Consider the following 15,535-nt stretch of genomic DNA (forward strand, 5'->3'; position numbering starts at 1 on the left):
AAACTGCACCTCCAACTGTTAGATGGTGTCTAACAATTGGGGTGCAGTTCACTTTCTCTTCAAAGCTGAGGTTTTTTTATTGTTTATTAGCTGATTCACGATGTTTTTCATTAAGCGCTTTAATCTCGTTAATCAACGTTTTTAATTCATTTTTGGCATCTGGATAGGTTGCATTCCAATGCTTTACTAAAGGCGGCATCGATTTTGCTATATGGGAATATAGCGCCCACATTTTTACCTTTTCCATTAGCTCATCTGATGCATCCCCTAACAGTAATTCTGTATATTTTTCAAGGAGTCCATCAAACTTTTCAACCAGTTCATGATCCATTTTTAGCATCCTCCTTAATGAACGTTTTACTGCACTCAATAGGGCATGTTGTACAGCGATCACCATTCGTTGAGGTTACATAAAACAGACAGCATGTCTTTCGCGTTCTGATATCATTTTGTTTTGGCTGATAAAATTGTGATAGCGGATTACGTGACTTTGTCCCGAACAATGATGGAGGAGCATCAATGACAACATAGTGAAAATCCTCTTGGACCTTTGAATATTGTTCATTAGTTAGGCTCTCATCCTTTAACAAGGTTTCATACATCCAGAAGACATAAACGGCAATATTTTCCCAAAGCACTGATTTAGCAATCTTCGTTTGACTCGATATGGATGAAACAACTTTTGTGATATTTTTCAAAAATAGAGTTTGAACAACTTCAGCTCTCCAGTCTGCCCGGTCAGAGCCAGGAGTAGTTACTTCAAGGTTTCCAAAGTTAAAGCTTGGAAGCCATAAAGGATCATTTTCATCTGTTTGCAAGGAAACATTTTCAATCGAGCTGTTTATTCCTTTATCAAACACGCTCATCGAATATAACACTAATGCAGCGATAAACGCATATCTTTTTACAAGCATTGAACCAATAACATTTTGTTTATCTGTATTTAGCTTTTCTTGAAGCTTTTTATCAAAAATCCGCTTCATCAAATCATCATTTAACAAATCCAAGCCTTTAATCGTTTCATATGGTGCAGCTTCTTCTGTGCTTAAGCGATACTTTTTTAATGCAGCAATCTCAATCTCGTTTAATTTAACCATTTACAACCCCTACTTCTCTCACGATGCATCTGCCCCTTCCGTGCGGTATACATAATGGAGTTCCAAATAATGGATCAACCGTTACTTCACAATTCATTTGAAAAACATGTTGAACTAAACTGCAATTGATGACTTCCTCCGGTCTGCCTTGAGCATAGATTTTTTTGTCTTTTAGAGCCACTAGATTATGCGCATAACGGCAAGCTAAATTTAGATCATGCAACACCATGACAATGGTGCGTTTTTCACGTTCATTTAATTCAAAGAGCAGATCTAAAATTTCAATTTGATGTGTCATATCAAGATAGGTCGTTGGTTCATCAAGCAAAATAATATCTGTTTTCTGTGCTAACGTCATGGCAATCCATGCACGCTGCCTTTGACCACCGGATAATGAGTCAACAGGTCTTTCGGCAAAAGCTTCCATTCCAGTCGCTTCAAGGGCACTTGTAACCGCCTCTTCATCTTCCTTCGTCCATTGCTTTAACCAGCTTTGATAAGGGTATCTTCCCTGTTTTACTAGCTGCAAAACGGTTAACCCTTCAGGAGCCACAGGGCCTTGAGGCAAGATGGCAAGCTGCTTCGCTACTTCCTTTGTCGGTAATTTTGCAATCGCATTTCCTTCAAGTAATACTGAGCCTTCCTTTGGCTTTAGCAGCCTCGCAATTGAGCGAAGCAATGTAGACTTTCCACAACCGTTACTACCAATAAAAACCGTAATTTCCCCCTTGGGAATTTTCACATCTAATTCATTGATTATGATTGTATCGCCGTATGAAAGTGTGAGGGCATTTGTTTCAATTGCATGCATTGTAAACCACTCCTTTTATCAAAAACTCTTAAGGCTTTACGTATTCCGTGTCTTAAATAATAGATATATAAAATAGGGTGCCCCGATTGCCGCGGTAAACACGCCTGCAGGAACTTCTAACGGAGAAAATAGTGACCTCCCGATTAAATCTGCGACCATCACCAGAATTGCTCCGATCAGCGCTGAAACTGGCAATAAAGAACCAAAAGACGATCCGACAAGCCTCCTGCCTATATGCGGAGCCATTAATCCGACAAAACTAATTGCACCGGCAAATGCTACCGCAATACCTGTTAAGGCTGTACTTAAAATCAACAGGAAAAGCCGGTTTTTTTGAACAGCACTCCCAACACCTGTTGCTAATTCATCACCTAGCTCCTGAATGTTCACATTTCGCACCGAAATCATACAGATAACTAATAATATAAGAACAACTGGCAGCATCACACGAACCTGTTCCCAAGTAGCTGCATATACTGTTCCTGTAATCCATACATTTGCTTGTGCAGCTTGATAAATCGGCCCCCTGATCATAAAAAGAGTTGTTAATGATTGGGTAAGCATGGATAAACCAATTCCAATCAAGACAAGTCTGATTGAGGATGAACCATTTTTCCAAGACAGAAGATAGACAAGCAGTCCCAAAAGGGTCGCCCCTAAAAAGGCTGCAACAGGCATCCATTCAATACTTACAGTTAAAGCATTGTTTTTATCGCTGAATAACATCAGGAAAACAACAACTGCTACTGAACCTCCTCCCGTTATCCCAATAATATCTGGCGAAGCCAGCGGATTTCTGATCAGGCCTTGCAGGATAGCGCCTGCTGTTGCTAAGCAAATTCCAACTAATAAAGCGACCATAATCCTTGGTAAACGGAATGAAAAAACAAATAAATTCTCCATGTCCGTTCCATATCCGATAAGTGTTTTAAAAACATTCACCGGACTGATTAAAACCTCTCCAATCCCGGTACTGATAAGAAAAATTGCGCTGACAATTAAAAGTAAAATAACAGATGTAATAAGTGCTTTTTTATCAATTAAAAACGAAATTTTATCTGAGCCAATCCGCAGTTTTAAATACTTTTTCATTTTTGTCCGAACCCCCTGCGTGCAATGTAGACAAAAAAGGGAGTTCCAATAAAGGCTGTCATAACTCCTACCGGAACCTCTTCAGGCATAATAATATATCTTGCCAAAATATCAGCCAATACTAAAAGCGACCCACCGAGCACAGCACAATACGGAAGAATCCAGCGATAATCGTGTCCGACTAAAAACCTTGTAAAATGAGGAATCACAATTCCAATAAAAGCAATCGGTCCAGCTACTGCAACAGAACCGCCGCCAAGCACGATTACAATAAGTGCTGCAAGAAGCTTTACAGTTCCTGTGCGCTGCCCTAACCCCTTTGCCACATCCTCCCCCATTGTGAGGATATTGATTTTCTTCGTCAAAAACATACTTAGAATAATCGCTGCTCCTACATAAGGTAACACAGTCGTTAGGCTTTCCATTTTCCTGCCTTGGATGGAACCGGCGAGCCAAAATAGAACTTGATCTAATGCTGATTCATTCACAACAAGCAGCCCTTGTGTTAACGAAGAAAATAATGCCGCCATTGCAGCACCAGCTAATGTTAACTTCATTGGAGTCAGCCCTTCCCTTCCGAAGGAGCCAATGAAGTAGACTAAAAAGGCTGTTAAAGCAGCTCCAGCAAATGCGATCCAAGTATAGGCTTGCAAAGAGTCAACGTAAAATAAGGAAACGGCAACAACGATAAAAAATCCCGCACCTGCGTTGATCCCAAAAACACTCGGTGATGCGAGCGGGTTTTTCGTCAATGCTTGCATAATCGCTCCAGCAATCGCCAGGCTTGCACCAACAACCGCCCCTATTAATGCTCTTGGCAGTCGAACATTTTGAATGATGATATGTTCATTAGAGCCATTAAACTGAGTAAAAGCTTCATACACCATTCTCCAGTTTGTATTTGTATAGCCGTAAATAAGACTCCCACACATTAAAAATAGAAGGATGATAACTCCTGCTAAAAGGCAAGCTACTTTTAATTTATTAGATTTAATTAACATGTTGTACTCCCTACCACTACTTATATCTATATCTATCATATCAAAAACAGTTGATCTTGAAAATCATTTTCAATTATATATTGACTTTTTACTTGATAACTTTTATCATTCTCTTTGTAAATGAAAATGATTATCATGTCGAGGAGGACAAACAATGGAAGCTACATATAAAAAATCATGGCTATCATTATTCGTATTAAGCTTTGTAATGCTTTTATTAGCTGCTTGCGGCAATAATGCAACAGAAGAAGGCACTGAATCTCAAGGTGCTGAGGGAGGTACTGATGCGAAGGCTGAAGAAACCTATACAATCGAACATGCAATGGGATCAACTGAAATTAAAGGAACTCCAAAAAAAGTTGTCATTTTAACTAATGAAGGAACTGAAGCCCTTCTATCAATGGGTGTTAAGCCTGTTGGGGCAGTTCAATCTTGGTTAGGTGAACCATGGTATGATCATATTGCAGATGACATGAAGGATGTGGAAGTTGTCGGAACAGAAAGTGAAGTGAATGTTGAGGCAATTGCCGCACTTCAACCAGATCTTATCATCGGCAACAAAATGCGTCAGGAAAAAATTTATGATAAATTAAGTGCCATTGCACCGACTGTTTTTGCTGAAACATTAAGAGGCGACTGGCAGGAAAACTTCAAATTATATGCTAAAGCTTTAAACCGTGAAGAGGAAGGCAACAAAGTAATTGAAGATTTTGAAGCACGTATTACAGAATTAAAAGAAACAGCTGGTGATAAATTGAACCAAGAGGTCTCTGTCGTTCGTTTTATGGCTGGTTTAACAAGAGTTTATTATACTGATACATTCTCTGGAGTAATATTTGACAAGCTTGGCTTAAAACACTCAAGCTCTGTTCAAGAATTATTTGCAGATAATCCAGATGATCTTTTTGTTCGTGAGGTTGGTAAAGAAGTCATTCCAAAAATGGATGCAGATCTTTTATTCTACTTTACTTATGCACCTCCTGGTGATACAGAAGCAACAAAAACAGAGGAAGAATGGACAAATGATCCTCTTTGGAAAAACCTTAATGTCGTAAAAGAAGGAAAAGCTTATAAAGTGGATGATGCTATTTGGAACACTGCAGGCGGTGTCATTGCGGCAAATAAATTACTAGACGATCTTGAAAAGATTTTAGCTGAATAAGCGTTAGGCGGCTGACAAATGTTAGCCGCCTTTTTTATTTATGATTTGAGGTTTTCATTGTTTTTTCTAAAGAAAGTCGGGGAAAATAACACCAAAAGAAGTGACGGGAGATGAGAAATTTGCTTCAAGCTGGACTTTGGGGAGCATTTGCCGGTTCTTCCATTTTAATTGGTGCGCTAATCGGGCTGCTAACAGATTTGCCAAAAAAAATAACAGGCTTGATCATGTCATTTGGTACCGGTGTTTTAATCGGGGCTGCTTCTTTTGAGCTGCTTTCAGAAGCTGTCAAAGAGGGCGGTCTTATCGCAACATCGGTTGGGTTTATATCTGGCGCATCCATTTTTACCATTTCGGAAGCAATCATCGCGAAAAGAGGCGGTAACGAGAGGAAACGGACAAAAAAGCGGAACACGAATCATTCCGGGTTATCGATTTTTATCGGGACCATCATCGATGCCATTCCAGAATCGGTGATTATTGGCGTAAGCTTACTTGAGCAGGGCACTGTCAGCTATTTAATGGTTATTGCTGTTTTTATTAGCAACTTTCCTGAAGGGCTCTCAAGTACGGTAGGGCTAAAAAAAGACGGCTATAGTAAAAAAATGCTCATTTCGATGTGGCTTATCGTTGTATTCCTCGCTTCACTTAGTTCATTGCTTGGCTATTCACTGCTGCAAAATACATCAACAACCATTTTATCGTTTATTTCCGCTTTTGCTGCAGGAGGAATCATGGCAATGGTTGCATCAACGATGATGCCTGAAGCGTTTGAAGAAGGTGGTGCAATTGTTGGTTTAATCGCTTCCCTTGGATTATTATGCTCGCTGTTTCTTTCACAACTATAAGGGCCTTTAATCAATAAACCCCAATCTTATCCATCTCCTTAAAGTGATTAGTATATACCTCTAATAAAAAATGGAGCTGATGATAAGGACAGACCCTTATCATCAGCTCCATTTTATAGGTAATAATCAATTTTCCTCTTTAAGATTCATATGCTTTTTCTCTGTTTCAGAAACATATAAGGCACAAGCAGCATCACCTGTAATATTAATTGCGGTACGTGCCATATCTAATAAACGATCAATACCTAAAATCAAACCGATTCCCGCTACAGGCAAGTTTACAGAACTTAATACCATTGCCAGCATAATTAACCCAACGCCGGGCACTCCTGCTGTTCCAATACTTGCCAATACAGCAGTTAATACAACGGTCACAAGTTCCATTGGGGATAAAGATACACCGTAAACCTGTGCAATAAAAATCGTTGCCACACCTTGCATAATTGCTGTACCATCCATATTAATTGTTGCACCAAGCGGCTGAACAAAGCTGCTGATCGATTCAGGCACTTTGAGCTCCTTTTGCGCCGTTTCCATGGAAACAGGCAAGGTTGCATTACTGCTGGATGTACTAAACGCAACACTCATTGCTGGGGCAAACTTTTTGAAAAATGTTAATGGATTGTATTTTGCTAAGAAAAACACTGCTGAGCCATACGTGACGATCGCATGGATAATAAGGGCTAACACGACAACACTCATGTATAAGCCCATTGCTTTAATAGCCGGTAGACCTTGACTGCCGACAGCTGTTGCAATTAACCCAAACGTACCGTACGGAGCAAACTTCATGACCAAGTTGACTAAAAACATCATCAAGTCATTGCCTTGCTCAACAACATTTAGCAAAGCGCTTGATTTCTTACCTAGCATCGTAATCCCAAAGCCAACAAAGATCGAAAATACGATAATTTGCAGCATATTTCCTTCTGCAAATGCTTTGATCGGATTGGTTGGAACGATATTTAATAATGTCTCAGCGGTTGATGGTGCCTCTTCCGCTTCAAATTTCGCTCCCGCCGTATCAAAGTTGCCGACATTGCCTGGTTGAATAATCATCGCAAGAGCTAATCCGATTATTATCGCAATCGCCGTTGTTACTAAAAAGAATGCAATGGTTTTAAATCCGATTCTTCCAAGCTTCTTCGGATCTCCAAGCCCTGCAACCCCAAGTGTGATCGAGAAAAACACAATAGGAACAACAAGCATATTAATTAAATTTAAAAAGATCTTTCCTAATGGTGTAAATAAAAAGGTATTAAGTGTTCCAAATAAGTCAGGAGAAAAAATATTTAAGAGTAATCCAACAATTGCCCCAGTGATCAATCCTATAATAATCTTCGTTGCTAACTTCAATTTAACCACCTCTGTTTCTTTCAATTAACCTGGTCATAACGGGGAGTAAACCACACTTTATGATCTATTCCCTTTCTTTCCTAAATGAAAACCCATTCTTTCTTTTTAATTTGTTAACTCCATAAATTCTTCAACATCGCTTACAGCCAAATGAACCGCTTTCTCCCAAAATTCCCGTTTGGTTAAGTCTACCGACAAATGCTTTGCAGCCAATTCCTCTACAGTCATTGAACCTGTATCTTTTAGCAGTGCTATGTATTGCTTTTCAAAGGCTACTCCTTCCTCAAGTGCTTTTGCATATAGGCCAAGGGAAAATAAATAGCCAAATGTATACGGAAAATTATAAAATGGCACATCGGTAATATAAAAGTGAAGCTTTGATGCCCAAAAATGCGGATGGTACTCCTCCAATGCGTCACAATATGCTTCTTTTTGAGCTTCAACCATCATTTTTGATAATTTTTCACTTGAAACATATCCTGCCTTTCTTTCTTCATAAAACCTTGTTTCAAATAAAAAGCGGGCATGGATATTCATTAACAATGCAACACTTCGCTGTAATTTATCCTCCAACAAAGCAAGTCTTTCAGTTTTAGTTTTTGCTTGTTTTACTGCAGCATCGGCAACAATCATTTCGGCAAATGTCGATGCAGTCTCCGCTACATTCATAGCATAATCGCAATTTAGCGGATGAACACTGTTCATCGCAAAGGAATGGAACGCATGGCCTAATTCATGGGCAAGTGTTGACACATTTCCTGGCGAGCCTGAGAACGTCATAAAAATCCGTGATTCATTGCTATCAGGGAATCCTGTACAAAATCCACCTGGTGCTTTTCCTGGACGGTCCTCAGCTTCAATCCACTCTTGTTCAAAAGCTTTTTTAGTAAACTCCGTTAAATTCGGTCCAAATTTGCTAAACTGCTCCAAAATAAACTGGGATCCTTCTTGATAGGTGACCTCGGAATGATCTGTTTCCACAATTGGAGCCTCGACATCATACCAACTTAGTTTATTTATGCCCAATCGTTCTGCTTTCCGCTTCATATAACTTATGAGCGGCTGTTTATTTTCTGAAATAACCTGCCACATCGCTTCAAGTGTTTCCTTTTTCATTCGATTTATTTCAAGCGGTTCTTTTAAAGGATCAGCCCAGCCTCTCTCATGATAAACGGTTAAGCGGAATCCTGCGATACGATTTAATGTCTCTGCAAACACATCTGCCTGTGATCCCCAGGCTTTTTCCCATTTAACAAAGAGGTCTTTCCGAATAGAACGGTCTTTTTCAGAAAATTTATTTGCAGCTTGGCCAACTGATAATGACTTGACATGGCCATTTTCTTCGAATGGAATTTGGATTTTTGCGACTAAAAGATCATATAGCTGTTCCCATCCATAATAACCGTCAACAGACAAGCCTTGAACCAATTGCTCTTTATCAACAGATAGCCTTTCCTTTGTATGATCACGCATTTCATTCAGTACAAAGGAAAGACCTTGCAGCCGCTTGTCTGTTAGCAGTTCATCCCAAACAACTTGGTTCATATTACCAAGCAGCTGTTCGAATGTAAGTTTTGCCTTTGCAAAGGTTGAACCAATTGCTGTTACCTTTGAACGCAAGAGATTTGCCTGTGCATCTGAAGTGTTTTGTGCCTGCAAACAGCTAACAAATGATCCCGCTTGTTCTAATTTAATTTTTATGTACGTGATATTATCCAGTGTATCCAATAAATGCTTTATATCTGTTACAGCAAACTCTACCGGCCATTTCTTCATTATGTTTTCCAACTCTGCAACAAGCTGCTCGATCTCAGCTATATAACCGGTAAATTCGGAAGAAAGACTGCCGCCTTTGAAGATCGTCTCAAGGTTCCAACTGTTCTTGTATATTGGTGTTTGCACGTTACATGCCTCCTTTAGGCAAATGAATTTTTTCTTAACAGAAAAAGCTTAAGCGCTCATGACTCTGATAGTGCAAAAAGAGATAAGGAATGTTGTTCAATTCGATGCCAGCGCCAACTCCGAAATGAAGACAAAGAATCTTCCTTTCCTGAGGTCTGATAAAAGCGCTTTCCTTTTTTTGTTCATTACTTATAAAAATACGTACAAACAAAATGGTTTATAACGTATTTAACCAAAAAAAAGAGACATTGGCAGACGCCATGCCCCACTCATCATCATAATCAATCGTTATTTTTTTACTGAGGTATCGTCCTCATCATCCATCAGACCTTTTGTTGCCCGTTTAAATTCTCTTAAGGTTTTTCCAGCAGCCTTACCTAACTCTGGCAGCTTCTTTGGACCGAATAAAAGTAAAGCGACAAACACAATAAGCATGATTTCGCCGAAGCCTAAGTTCATTCTTGAACACTTCTTTCTTAAAAGAATAGAATCTTAATAAATTATAGCTGAATAAGCCGTATTATGCAAAAAAGATTCTCCCTTTACAATCTTCTTACCTGTAATAAAAACATACTTGAAATAATTAAAGTAATCACAAGAGCTATAGGGACGAGAAAAGATAAATGGTCTTCATGATTCAGCTCTTCTTCCGGCAGTGGAGAAGCTACGACTTTACTATCCATTTGTTCATTTTTTTCTTTTGTATTGACTGCTGTCAGCTGTTGCTCAAGAATGGTTCTCCCATCTTCTCCCTTTATGACTAACATTCCGGAAGAAAGAACCTCTTCCTCTGTAAGCTCACCTATTTTTTTTGTAAAGGAGATTTCCTCATTCGTTACATATTGACTCTCTAAATCATCTACAAATTGCATATCCTCTGCTATTTTTTCTGTTTCAAAATGATGAAATCCGTAATCCATTAATGCTACCGTATCTTCATACGATTGTTCATCAGTCTTTGTATTTAACGTGACTACAATCAAGCTTAAATTTTCACGTTCAGCCGTCGTCACGAGTGTAAAGCCTGCTTCAGTAACGAATCCATTCTTACCGCCGGTTATTCCTTCATACGATTGATCACGCACCATCATATGGTGATTAATGAGGGTTGTATCCCATGTTTCACCATCCCACGGAAGCTCTGCCGTATTAAAAATCTCACGAAAAATATCATTTTTCATCGCATATTGAGTAATCTTGGCCATATCCTCAGCTGTTGTTACATGCTCGGGATCATAAAGTCCATGCGGGTTTGTAAAATGTGTATGTTCAACGCCTATTTCTTCTTGAAGATACTGGTTAAAATCGATGACAAATTCATCAACCGACCCACTTAAATGTTCAGCAATCGCGACACCTGCATCATTTCCAGAATTAATCACAAGACCTTGTATTAGTTTGATTAAAGGAACTTGTTCACCTGTCTCTAAGTATACGCGGGTTCCATCGACATTCCTGGCCTTTTCACTTACCGTAACAAGATCATCGAGGTTTCCCTTCTCTATAGCATAAATAGCGGTTGCAATTTTTGTAATGCTGGCGGGCGGGAGTTTCTCTTGGCTGTTTTTTTCATATAAAACTTGACCTGAGTTTGCTTCTATCAATATAGCGGATTGACTATCTAACTGGATATTTTCAATTTCTTCTGTTTCAGCACTTATTATTGAAGGAAAGACGAATAAGCACAGGGGCAATATAAGGATATATTGAAATATGTTTATATTCATGTTGCTTACTCCTAAGTATTTTTTTACTTGTAGCGGTGAGCATTTTAACTCCACTTTCAATAGAATAACAAGTCCGGCATAAAAAAAAGCAATATCATGATCAAATAACAATAGGCAAAAGTACCCACCTTCATTCTTTTTCCATTTTTTACATTGACACTATTTTATTGGACGTTTATACTAATAAACTGACGAACGTCAGGAAGGGTGAGAGGCATGTCAGCAAGCAAAATTAAGATCGCAGCATTAAATCACTTTGCTAACAGCGGTTATGAAGGAACGTCCTTATCCGCGATCGCAAGCGAGGTTGGAATTAAAAAGCAATCAATATACGCCCATTTTGCCAATAAGGATGATTTGTTCCTTACAGTCATGAATGAGGTGCTAATCCAGGAAAAAGAATACATTATAAATTTCTTCATAAAGAATATGCAACTATCCTTGGAGAAAAAGCTATTTCAATTTCTGCAAGAGTATAGTAATCGGTATGAAGAACAGGCTGATACGAAGTTTTTGCTAAGAATGGGCTTTTTACCGCCCAATCACCTCTATGATCAAGTAATGGATAATATTTATCATTATTATGATGAATTAGAGGACATTCTAGTCGAGCTATTCAAGGAAAATAAACAAAGCTTAAATGGGGCAGTGAGCATAAATGATGCAGTAATCGCCTTTATTGGCCTAAATGATGCTGTTCTAGTCGAGCTTTTATACAGCGGAAATGAACGGTTTCAACGGAGATTAAACGCTGGTTGGAAAATTTTTTGGCAAGGAATTGCTTCTAAAGGGGGATATGAATATGAATAAAAAGTGGCTGCTCGTTTATATAGCGGGATTTTTTGAGGTTAGCTGGGTGGCTGGATTAAAGCACGCTCAAGATCCTCTTGCATGGATTGGTACATTTTCAGCTATTATCATTAGCTTTTATCTGCTTATAAAAGCAACAAATTCATTACCTGTCAGCACCGTTTATGCCGTCTTTACTGGGTTAGGTGCAGCTGGCACTGTTCTTGCGGAAATTATCTTTTTTGATTATCCCTTTAATTGGGTGAAAATCGCTTTATGTACCGTTCTTATTTCCGGTGTGATCGGCTTAAAAGTAGTAACTAGTGAGCATGAGGTTCAAGAAAAGGAGGCATAAAATCATGGATTGGATTTTTCTTATTTTAGCAGGCTTTTGCGAGGTTGCCGGAGTTGCTGCGATTTCTAAGTTTAATAAAAATAAATCGCTCATCAATATCGTTTATATGACAGCTGGATTTGCATTGAGCTTTCTTATGCTCTCAATTGCCATGAAGACCATTTCAATGGGAACAGCCTATGCAGTTTGGACAGGAATAGGGACTGTCGGGAGTGCATTAATGGGCATCCTTTTCTTTGGTGAATCAGCAGGTTGGAAACGATTATTATTTATTGCGATGATTATTTCTGCTACAATCGGTCTTAAATTTATTCCCTATTAGCGTAAATTGGTAAGTAGATTTTTTTCATAGAAGAATTTCTCTTTTTAGTAACTGTCGTTTCACAGATATATAGTATAAATGGATCTTTTGGTAGTGGTTTATCGATTTCTTGGTAATCATCTGGGTTTTTTGGGGTCCTTTTACCTGTTTTATTTTTTTTATTAGAACTCCAAAAATAGGTTCAGGCTTTGCGACAATCTTAAGAGCGACCGTGCTGCCAACAGCCGTTATCACTGCATCCATTATTCTTCACGAACAGGTGTCAACTAGTCAAATGATCGGCGTTTTGATTATTTTAATATGGTATTGCTGCTCCTTACTTTGCACAATGGAAATGCGAAAGAGTCCCTTTAAGCTCCGAATAAAAGGGACTCTCTCTATTATGCTTCTAATCTCGGCTTCGCCGGATTACAATCAGGCTTTTTCGTACTGGTTGCCTCTGCTACCTTCATTAAATAATAGCATTCCTCTCTCAACATATGATCGGCCATTAAAGGTGAAAAGGTGCTTAACATTTCATTGGATAATTCCATTTCTTCCACCTCAGCTAAGAAGCCTCTAAATAACTCGATTTCAAGCTTAACATCTCTATTCATTTTCCCCAGTGCCGGAAAGGAATCTATATTGGCTCTTAAATACCCTGACAATTCAACGGCTTTTAAATAGAAATCCTCAAATTGCTTTGCAAACAGCTCACTTTTAAGCTTCAATTCTTTTTCCGTACGATCAAGTGTATCTGATATGGCTCCAGCGTGACCTGAAGCATCTAGCAGCCATAATAAGTGATGATGGAGCTCATGAAAAACAGGCGGTTTTTCTTTCCTTTTTAAATAAGTGAGCACAAGCAAATACTCTTCAAGCTCGTTCACCATATGGTTAATAAAGGTTGGCGTTAAATGAATGGTTATCTTCCCAACAAGATGCCTTTTAATCAAAGAGAGTTTAAACCTTCGCAGCTCGCGTGCATACTCTTCTGCTTCCAATGTCAAAGAATTCAAATCGGTCTGTTCCCTTGCTTTTTTCAGCAAAGTGTCAAAAATTTGCTGAAACTGTCTAGCCTTTTTTATATCATCCTGTTGACTAACAGCCAAAGAATCTAATATAAATCTAGCATGATCCCCTAAAATCTGAAGCCAAAATTGATGCTCAAAAACAGCTGCCTCTTCAAAAGTTTTCATGTAACTCCTCCTAAACCTTATTCTTTAAAATGTATGAAGAGACGGCGTATATTATTATTTATGTATTTTAGCAGTTAGAAAAGACCAAAAGCGGAAGAGCCTCGCTCAGCCAAGGGCAAGGCGCTTCCGCTTATAATTTAATGCTCAAGATTTCTCTCCCAATACATCATTTCCTCATCTTCATATGTTTTCAGCATAGCTAGTTTTTCAAGCACCCGGATCGATGGTTTGTTGTCACTTAAGCATTCTGCTGTAATTTTTACAACCGATTTCGTTTGGAAAGCCCAATTGATAAGAGCCTCCATAGCCTCTGTTGCATATCCGTTATTTTGGGCTTCCTTAAGGATCCCGTAGCCGATTTCAACCACGCCATTTTTCGGCTTTCCTTTGAAACCGATATCTCCAATAAATTGATTTGTTTCTTTCAGAAAGACTAGCCAAACTCCCCAACCTATTAAACCAGGATCGCTTTCAATTTCATGTAAATAAAAGTTAATATGATCGCTTACATCAACATCATCGCTTAATAATTCTTCTTTACACGGTACAATAAGTAATCTCTTTGTCGTTATTTCCATATTGAATTCCTCTTTCTAACCTCTTTTTAAATCAACCGTTATAAGTGCAAACCAAGACTCTTTTTCTTGTCATCATTTGAGATTGGGAGAATGACAGAAATCGTTGTCCCCTTTGAATGACTGTCTATCTTTACCTCACCGTTATGATGTTTAATAATTTCGTAGCTAACCATAAACCCTAAGCCTATTCCATTTTCTTTCGTCGTAAAAAACGGTTTGCTATCTAAGGCATAATATCCATTAGGGTGTTCCTCGAATATTTGTTGATTAAAAAAACCGCTATTCTTTAAGAAAACCTTAAGCTTATCTCTCTCTATCCTAGCGTTTGCGCTATTCATGTTGTTCTCCTTCCATAGCTTTTTCATAATCACTCTTAGATACGATGAATGGCTAGTATGTAAAAATCTTCTTATTCTTTATATTCTAAGTTTACACTTTCATTTTTTCAAACATTTCAATTTTTTTAACAGGAAAAGAACCTGCTAAAAAGCAGGCTCTTTCATTCTACTATTCATTGTTGATTCTAGTATCCGCCACCAACATAAGCAGCACCAACAATGATTAACAAGATGAACAAAACAACGATTAATGCAAAGCCTCCTGCATATCCACCTTCTTGACTCATTCATGTTCACCTCTTTCTGGATTAAGTGTAACGATACATAACTAATATATGCCGAAGTGATTTTAATCGTTATTCAATAACTCTATTTCAAGAACCCAATTTTTTAGTAAAAAAAGAAGCTATCCCAAAATAGATTTCAGATCTATTGAGACAGCCCAATATGTATAGCTTATTGCTTACCTTTTCTTGCGCTTCCATTTGATTGATCAACATTCTCTTCAAAATTTGCATCAATTGTTCCTTCCATATAATCATCTGACGCTTGTTCGTGAGTCATTGCCAATCCTTCCGAAAGTTCATCCTGACGCTTATAATCCTCTGGCTCATAATGTCTTCCTGCAATTTGGCTGCTTTCCACTTTTTGTTTTTTATCCATCCTTGGCCACTCCTTATAAGACATAATTAATGAAAAGGTCTTTCTCTCAGGAAGGATCGACCTCATCATAAGATAATGTAACCACCTTCGTTGATTCGCCTTTTTCTATTTCCTCCTGCGATGCATTTTCATTTAATTCCTGGTCATCATCCATACCTGGTGCAATTTGATTTGGATCCACTTGGTTTGATTTCTTTTCCAATTACATCACTCCTCGAATATAACCATTCCCAAAAACAAAGATGAATATGCAAAAAACTGACCAAAAGGAAGGTCAGACTTTAATTAGCTGAAACATCCTTTGGTCAGTTCTTATCAT

At 38.4% G+C, this 15,535-nt stretch carries 20 protein-coding genes; 5 read left to right on the forward strand and 15 right to left on the reverse strand.

Annotation, left to right across the window (positions count from 1 at the left end; genetic code table 11):
* Positions 1 to 76: 76 nt before the first annotated feature.
* The 5 genes from ACSVDH_RS23870 to ACSVDH_RS23890 are packed head-to-tail and all read right to left on the reverse strand — an operon-like array spanning position 77 to position 4,001.
* Entirely contained in the window at positions 77 to 331 is a 255-nt protein-coding gene (locus ACSVDH_RS23870) for a YusU family protein (RefSeq protein ID WP_439252999.1), read from the reverse strand.
* Positions 321 to 1,097 carry an IucA/IucC family C-terminal-domain containing protein gene (locus tag ACSVDH_RS23875; RefSeq protein WP_439252998.1) on the reverse strand — a complete coding sequence of 259 codons (777 nt, stop codon included), beginning with the start codon at positions 1,095 to 1,097 and terminating at the stop codon, positions 321 to 323. Before ACSVDH_RS23875 ends, ACSVDH_RS23870 begins: the two co-directional genes overlap by 11 nt.
* A complete protein-coding gene (locus ACSVDH_RS23880; RefSeq protein ID WP_439252997.1) occupies positions 1,090 to 1,908 on the reverse strand; it encodes an ABC transporter ATP-binding protein in 819 nt (272 codons plus the stop codon). The genes ACSVDH_RS23875 and ACSVDH_RS23880 overlap by 8 nt, the downstream gene beginning before the upstream one ends.
* Before the next feature lie 36 nt (positions 1,909 to 1,944).
* Positions 1,945 to 3,000: a FecCD family ABC transporter permease gene (locus ACSVDH_RS23885; protein WP_439252996.1), complete on the reverse strand. Its 1,056-nt coding sequence runs from the start codon at positions 2,998 to 3,000 to the stop codon at positions 1,945 to 1,947.
* Positions 2,997 to 4,001, reverse strand: a complete 1,005-nt coding sequence (locus ACSVDH_RS23890; RefSeq protein WP_299087537.1) for a FecCD family ABC transporter permease — start codon at positions 3,999 to 4,001, stop codon at positions 2,997 to 2,999. The genes ACSVDH_RS23885 and ACSVDH_RS23890 overlap by 4 nt, the downstream gene beginning before the upstream one ends.
* Positions 4,002 to 4,155: 154 nt before the next feature.
* Between ACSVDH_RS23890 and ACSVDH_RS23895 the strand changes: the two genes are divergently transcribed.
* Both ACSVDH_RS23895 and ACSVDH_RS23900 read left to right on the forward strand, forming a co-directional pair.
* Positions 4,156 to 5,163, forward strand: a complete 1,008-nt coding sequence (locus tag ACSVDH_RS23895) for an ABC transporter substrate-binding protein (RefSeq protein ID WP_439252995.1) — start codon at positions 4,156 to 4,158, stop codon at positions 5,161 to 5,163.
* Positions 5,164 to 5,282: 119 nt separating this feature from the next.
* Entirely contained in the window at positions 5,283 to 6,008 is a 726-nt protein-coding gene (locus ACSVDH_RS23900; RefSeq protein ID WP_439253006.1) for a ZIP family metal transporter, read from the forward strand.
* Between the two features lie 126 nt (positions 6,009 to 6,134).
* Here the strand turns inward: ACSVDH_RS23900 and ACSVDH_RS23905 are convergent, their stop codons facing one another.
* From ACSVDH_RS23905 to ACSVDH_RS23920, 4 genes are all read right to left on the reverse strand, one after another.
* Positions 6,135 to 7,364 (reverse strand): dicarboxylate/amino acid:cation symporter, encoded by a 1,230-nt coding sequence (locus tag ACSVDH_RS23905; protein ID WP_439252994.1) that lies wholly within the window; start codon positions 7,362 to 7,364, stop codon positions 6,135 to 6,137.
* A 105-nt stretch (positions 7,365 to 7,469) separates the two neighbouring features.
* Positions 7,470 to 9,266 (reverse strand): M3 family oligoendopeptidase, encoded by a 1,797-nt coding sequence (locus tag ACSVDH_RS23910; RefSeq protein ID WP_439252992.1) that lies wholly within the window; start codon positions 9,264 to 9,266, stop codon positions 7,470 to 7,472.
* A 288-nt stretch (positions 9,267 to 9,554) separates the two neighbouring features.
* Positions 9,555 to 9,725 (reverse strand): twin-arginine translocase TatA/TatE family subunit, encoded by a 171-nt coding sequence (locus tag ACSVDH_RS23915; protein WP_046512441.1) that lies wholly within the window; start codon positions 9,723 to 9,725, stop codon positions 9,555 to 9,557.
* Positions 9,726 to 9,808: 83 nt separating this feature from the next.
* Complete coding sequence (locus ACSVDH_RS23920) at positions 9,809 to 10,993, reverse strand: D-alanyl-D-alanine carboxypeptidase family protein (protein WP_439252990.1); 1,185 nt, start codon at positions 10,991 to 10,993, stop codon at positions 9,809 to 9,811.
* Between the two features lie 216 nt (positions 10,994 to 11,209).
* Between ACSVDH_RS23920 and ACSVDH_RS23925 the strand changes: the two genes are divergently transcribed.
* Genes ACSVDH_RS23925 through ACSVDH_RS23935 form a run of 3 tightly spaced genes read left to right on the forward strand, consistent with a single transcriptional unit; the run spans position 11,210 to position 12,459 of the window.
* Entirely contained in the window at positions 11,210 to 11,803 is a 594-nt protein-coding gene (locus ACSVDH_RS23925; RefSeq protein ID WP_439252988.1) for a TetR/AcrR family transcriptional regulator, read from the forward strand.
* Entirely contained in the window at positions 11,796 to 12,137 is a 342-nt protein-coding gene (locus ACSVDH_RS23930) for a DMT family transporter (protein WP_439252987.1), read from the forward strand. Before ACSVDH_RS23925 ends, ACSVDH_RS23930 begins: the two co-directional genes overlap by 8 nt.
* 4 nt (positions 12,138 to 12,141) lie before the next feature.
* Entirely contained in the window at positions 12,142 to 12,459 is a 318-nt protein-coding gene (locus ACSVDH_RS23935; protein WP_299087557.1) for a DMT family transporter, read from the forward strand.
* Positions 12,460 to 12,839: 380 nt separating this feature from the next.
* Here the strand turns inward: ACSVDH_RS23935 and ACSVDH_RS23940 are convergent, their stop codons facing one another.
* The 6 genes from ACSVDH_RS23940 to ACSVDH_RS23965 form a co-directional block, all read right to left on the reverse strand.
* Complete coding sequence (locus ACSVDH_RS23940; protein WP_439252986.1) at positions 12,840 to 13,637, reverse strand: DUF2935 domain-containing protein; 798 nt, start codon at positions 13,635 to 13,637, stop codon at positions 12,840 to 12,842.
* A 137-nt stretch (positions 13,638 to 13,774) separates the two neighbouring features.
* Positions 13,775 to 14,215 carry a GNAT family N-acetyltransferase gene (locus ACSVDH_RS23945; protein WP_299092452.1) on the reverse strand — a complete coding sequence of 147 codons (441 nt, stop codon included), beginning with the start codon at positions 14,213 to 14,215 and terminating at the stop codon, positions 13,775 to 13,777.
* Positions 14,216 to 14,253: 38 nt separating this feature from the next.
* A complete protein-coding gene (locus tag ACSVDH_RS23950; protein WP_439252985.1) occupies positions 14,254 to 14,553 on the reverse strand; it encodes an ATP-binding protein in 300 nt (99 codons plus the stop codon).
* A 185-nt stretch (positions 14,554 to 14,738) separates the two neighbouring features.
* A complete protein-coding gene (locus ACSVDH_RS23955) occupies positions 14,739 to 14,840 on the reverse strand; it encodes a YjcZ family sporulation protein (protein WP_439252984.1) in 102 nt (33 codons plus the stop codon).
* Between the two features lie 169 nt (positions 14,841 to 15,009).
* Entirely contained in the window at positions 15,010 to 15,216 is a 207-nt protein-coding gene (locus ACSVDH_RS23960; protein WP_299092455.1) for a YozQ family protein, read from the reverse strand.
* Between the two features lie 46 nt (positions 15,217 to 15,262).
* Positions 15,263 to 15,418: a hypothetical protein gene (locus ACSVDH_RS23965; RefSeq protein ID WP_439252982.1), complete on the reverse strand. Its 156-nt coding sequence runs from the start codon at positions 15,416 to 15,418 to the stop codon at positions 15,263 to 15,265.
* Between the last annotated feature and the right edge of the window lie 117 nt (positions 15,419 to 15,535).

It is taken from the genome of Metabacillus sp. Hm71 (genome assembly GCF_051842955.2).
Classification (GTDB): domain Bacteria; phylum Bacillota; class Bacilli; order Bacillales; family Bacillaceae; genus Metabacillus.

Excerpts from the sequence above, each read along its gene's own strand:
- ACSVDH_RS23925 (WP_439252988.1), top strand. The coding sequence starts at position 11,210 with ATGTCAGCAAGCAAAATTAAGATCGCAGCATTAAATCACTTTGCTAAC.
- ACSVDH_RS23950 (WP_439252985.1), bottom strand. The coding sequence starts at position 14,553 with ATGAATAGCGCAAACGCTAGGATAGAGAGAGATAAGCTTAAGGTTTTC.
- ACSVDH_RS23945 (WP_299092452.1), bottom strand. The coding sequence starts at position 14,215 with ATGGAAATAACGACAAAGAGATTACTTATTGTACCGTGTAAAGAAGAA.
- ACSVDH_RS23920 (WP_439252990.1), bottom strand. The coding sequence starts at position 10,993 with ATGAATATAAACATATTTCAATATATCCTTATATTGCCCCTGTGCTTA.
- ACSVDH_RS23930 (WP_439252987.1), top strand. The coding sequence starts at position 11,796 with ATGAATAAAAAGTGGCTGCTCGTTTATATAGCGGGATTTTTTGAGGTT.
- ACSVDH_RS23940 (WP_439252986.1), bottom strand. The coding sequence starts at position 13,637 with ATGAAAACTTTTGAAGAGGCAGCTGTTTTTGAGCATCAATTTTGGCTT.
- ACSVDH_RS23915 (WP_046512441.1), bottom strand. The coding sequence starts at position 9,725 with ATGAACTTAGGCTTCGGCGAAATCATGCTTATTGTGTTTGTCGCTTTA.
- ACSVDH_RS23870 (WP_439252999.1), bottom strand. The coding sequence starts at position 331 with ATGGATCATGAACTGGTTGAAAAGTTTGATGGACTCCTTGAAAAATAT.
- ACSVDH_RS23875 (WP_439252998.1), bottom strand. The coding sequence starts at position 1,097 with ATGGTTAAATTAAACGAGATTGAGATTGCTGCATTAAAAAAGTATCGC.
- ACSVDH_RS23890 (WP_299087537.1), bottom strand. The coding sequence starts at position 4,001 with ATGTTAATTAAATCTAATAAATTAAAAGTAGCTTGCCTTTTAGCAGGA.
- ACSVDH_RS23885 (WP_439252996.1), bottom strand. The coding sequence starts at position 3,000 with ATGAAAAAGTATTTAAAACTGCGGATTGGCTCAGATAAAATTTCGTTT.
- ACSVDH_RS23955 (WP_439252984.1), bottom strand. The coding sequence starts at position 14,840 with ATGAGTCAAGAAGGTGGATATGCAGGAGGCTTTGCATTAATCGTTGTT.
- ACSVDH_RS23880 (WP_439252997.1), bottom strand. The coding sequence starts at position 1,908 with ATGCATGCAATTGAAACAAATGCCCTCACACTTTCATACGGCGATACA.
- ACSVDH_RS23960 (WP_299092455.1), bottom strand. The coding sequence starts at position 15,216 with ATGGATAAAAAACAAAAAGTGGAAAGCAGCCAAATTGCAGGAAGACAT.
- ACSVDH_RS23895 (WP_439252995.1), top strand. The coding sequence starts at position 4,156 with ATGGAAGCTACATATAAAAAATCATGGCTATCATTATTCGTATTAAGC.
- ACSVDH_RS23935 (WP_299087557.1), top strand. The coding sequence starts at position 12,142 with ATGGATTGGATTTTTCTTATTTTAGCAGGCTTTTGCGAGGTTGCCGGA.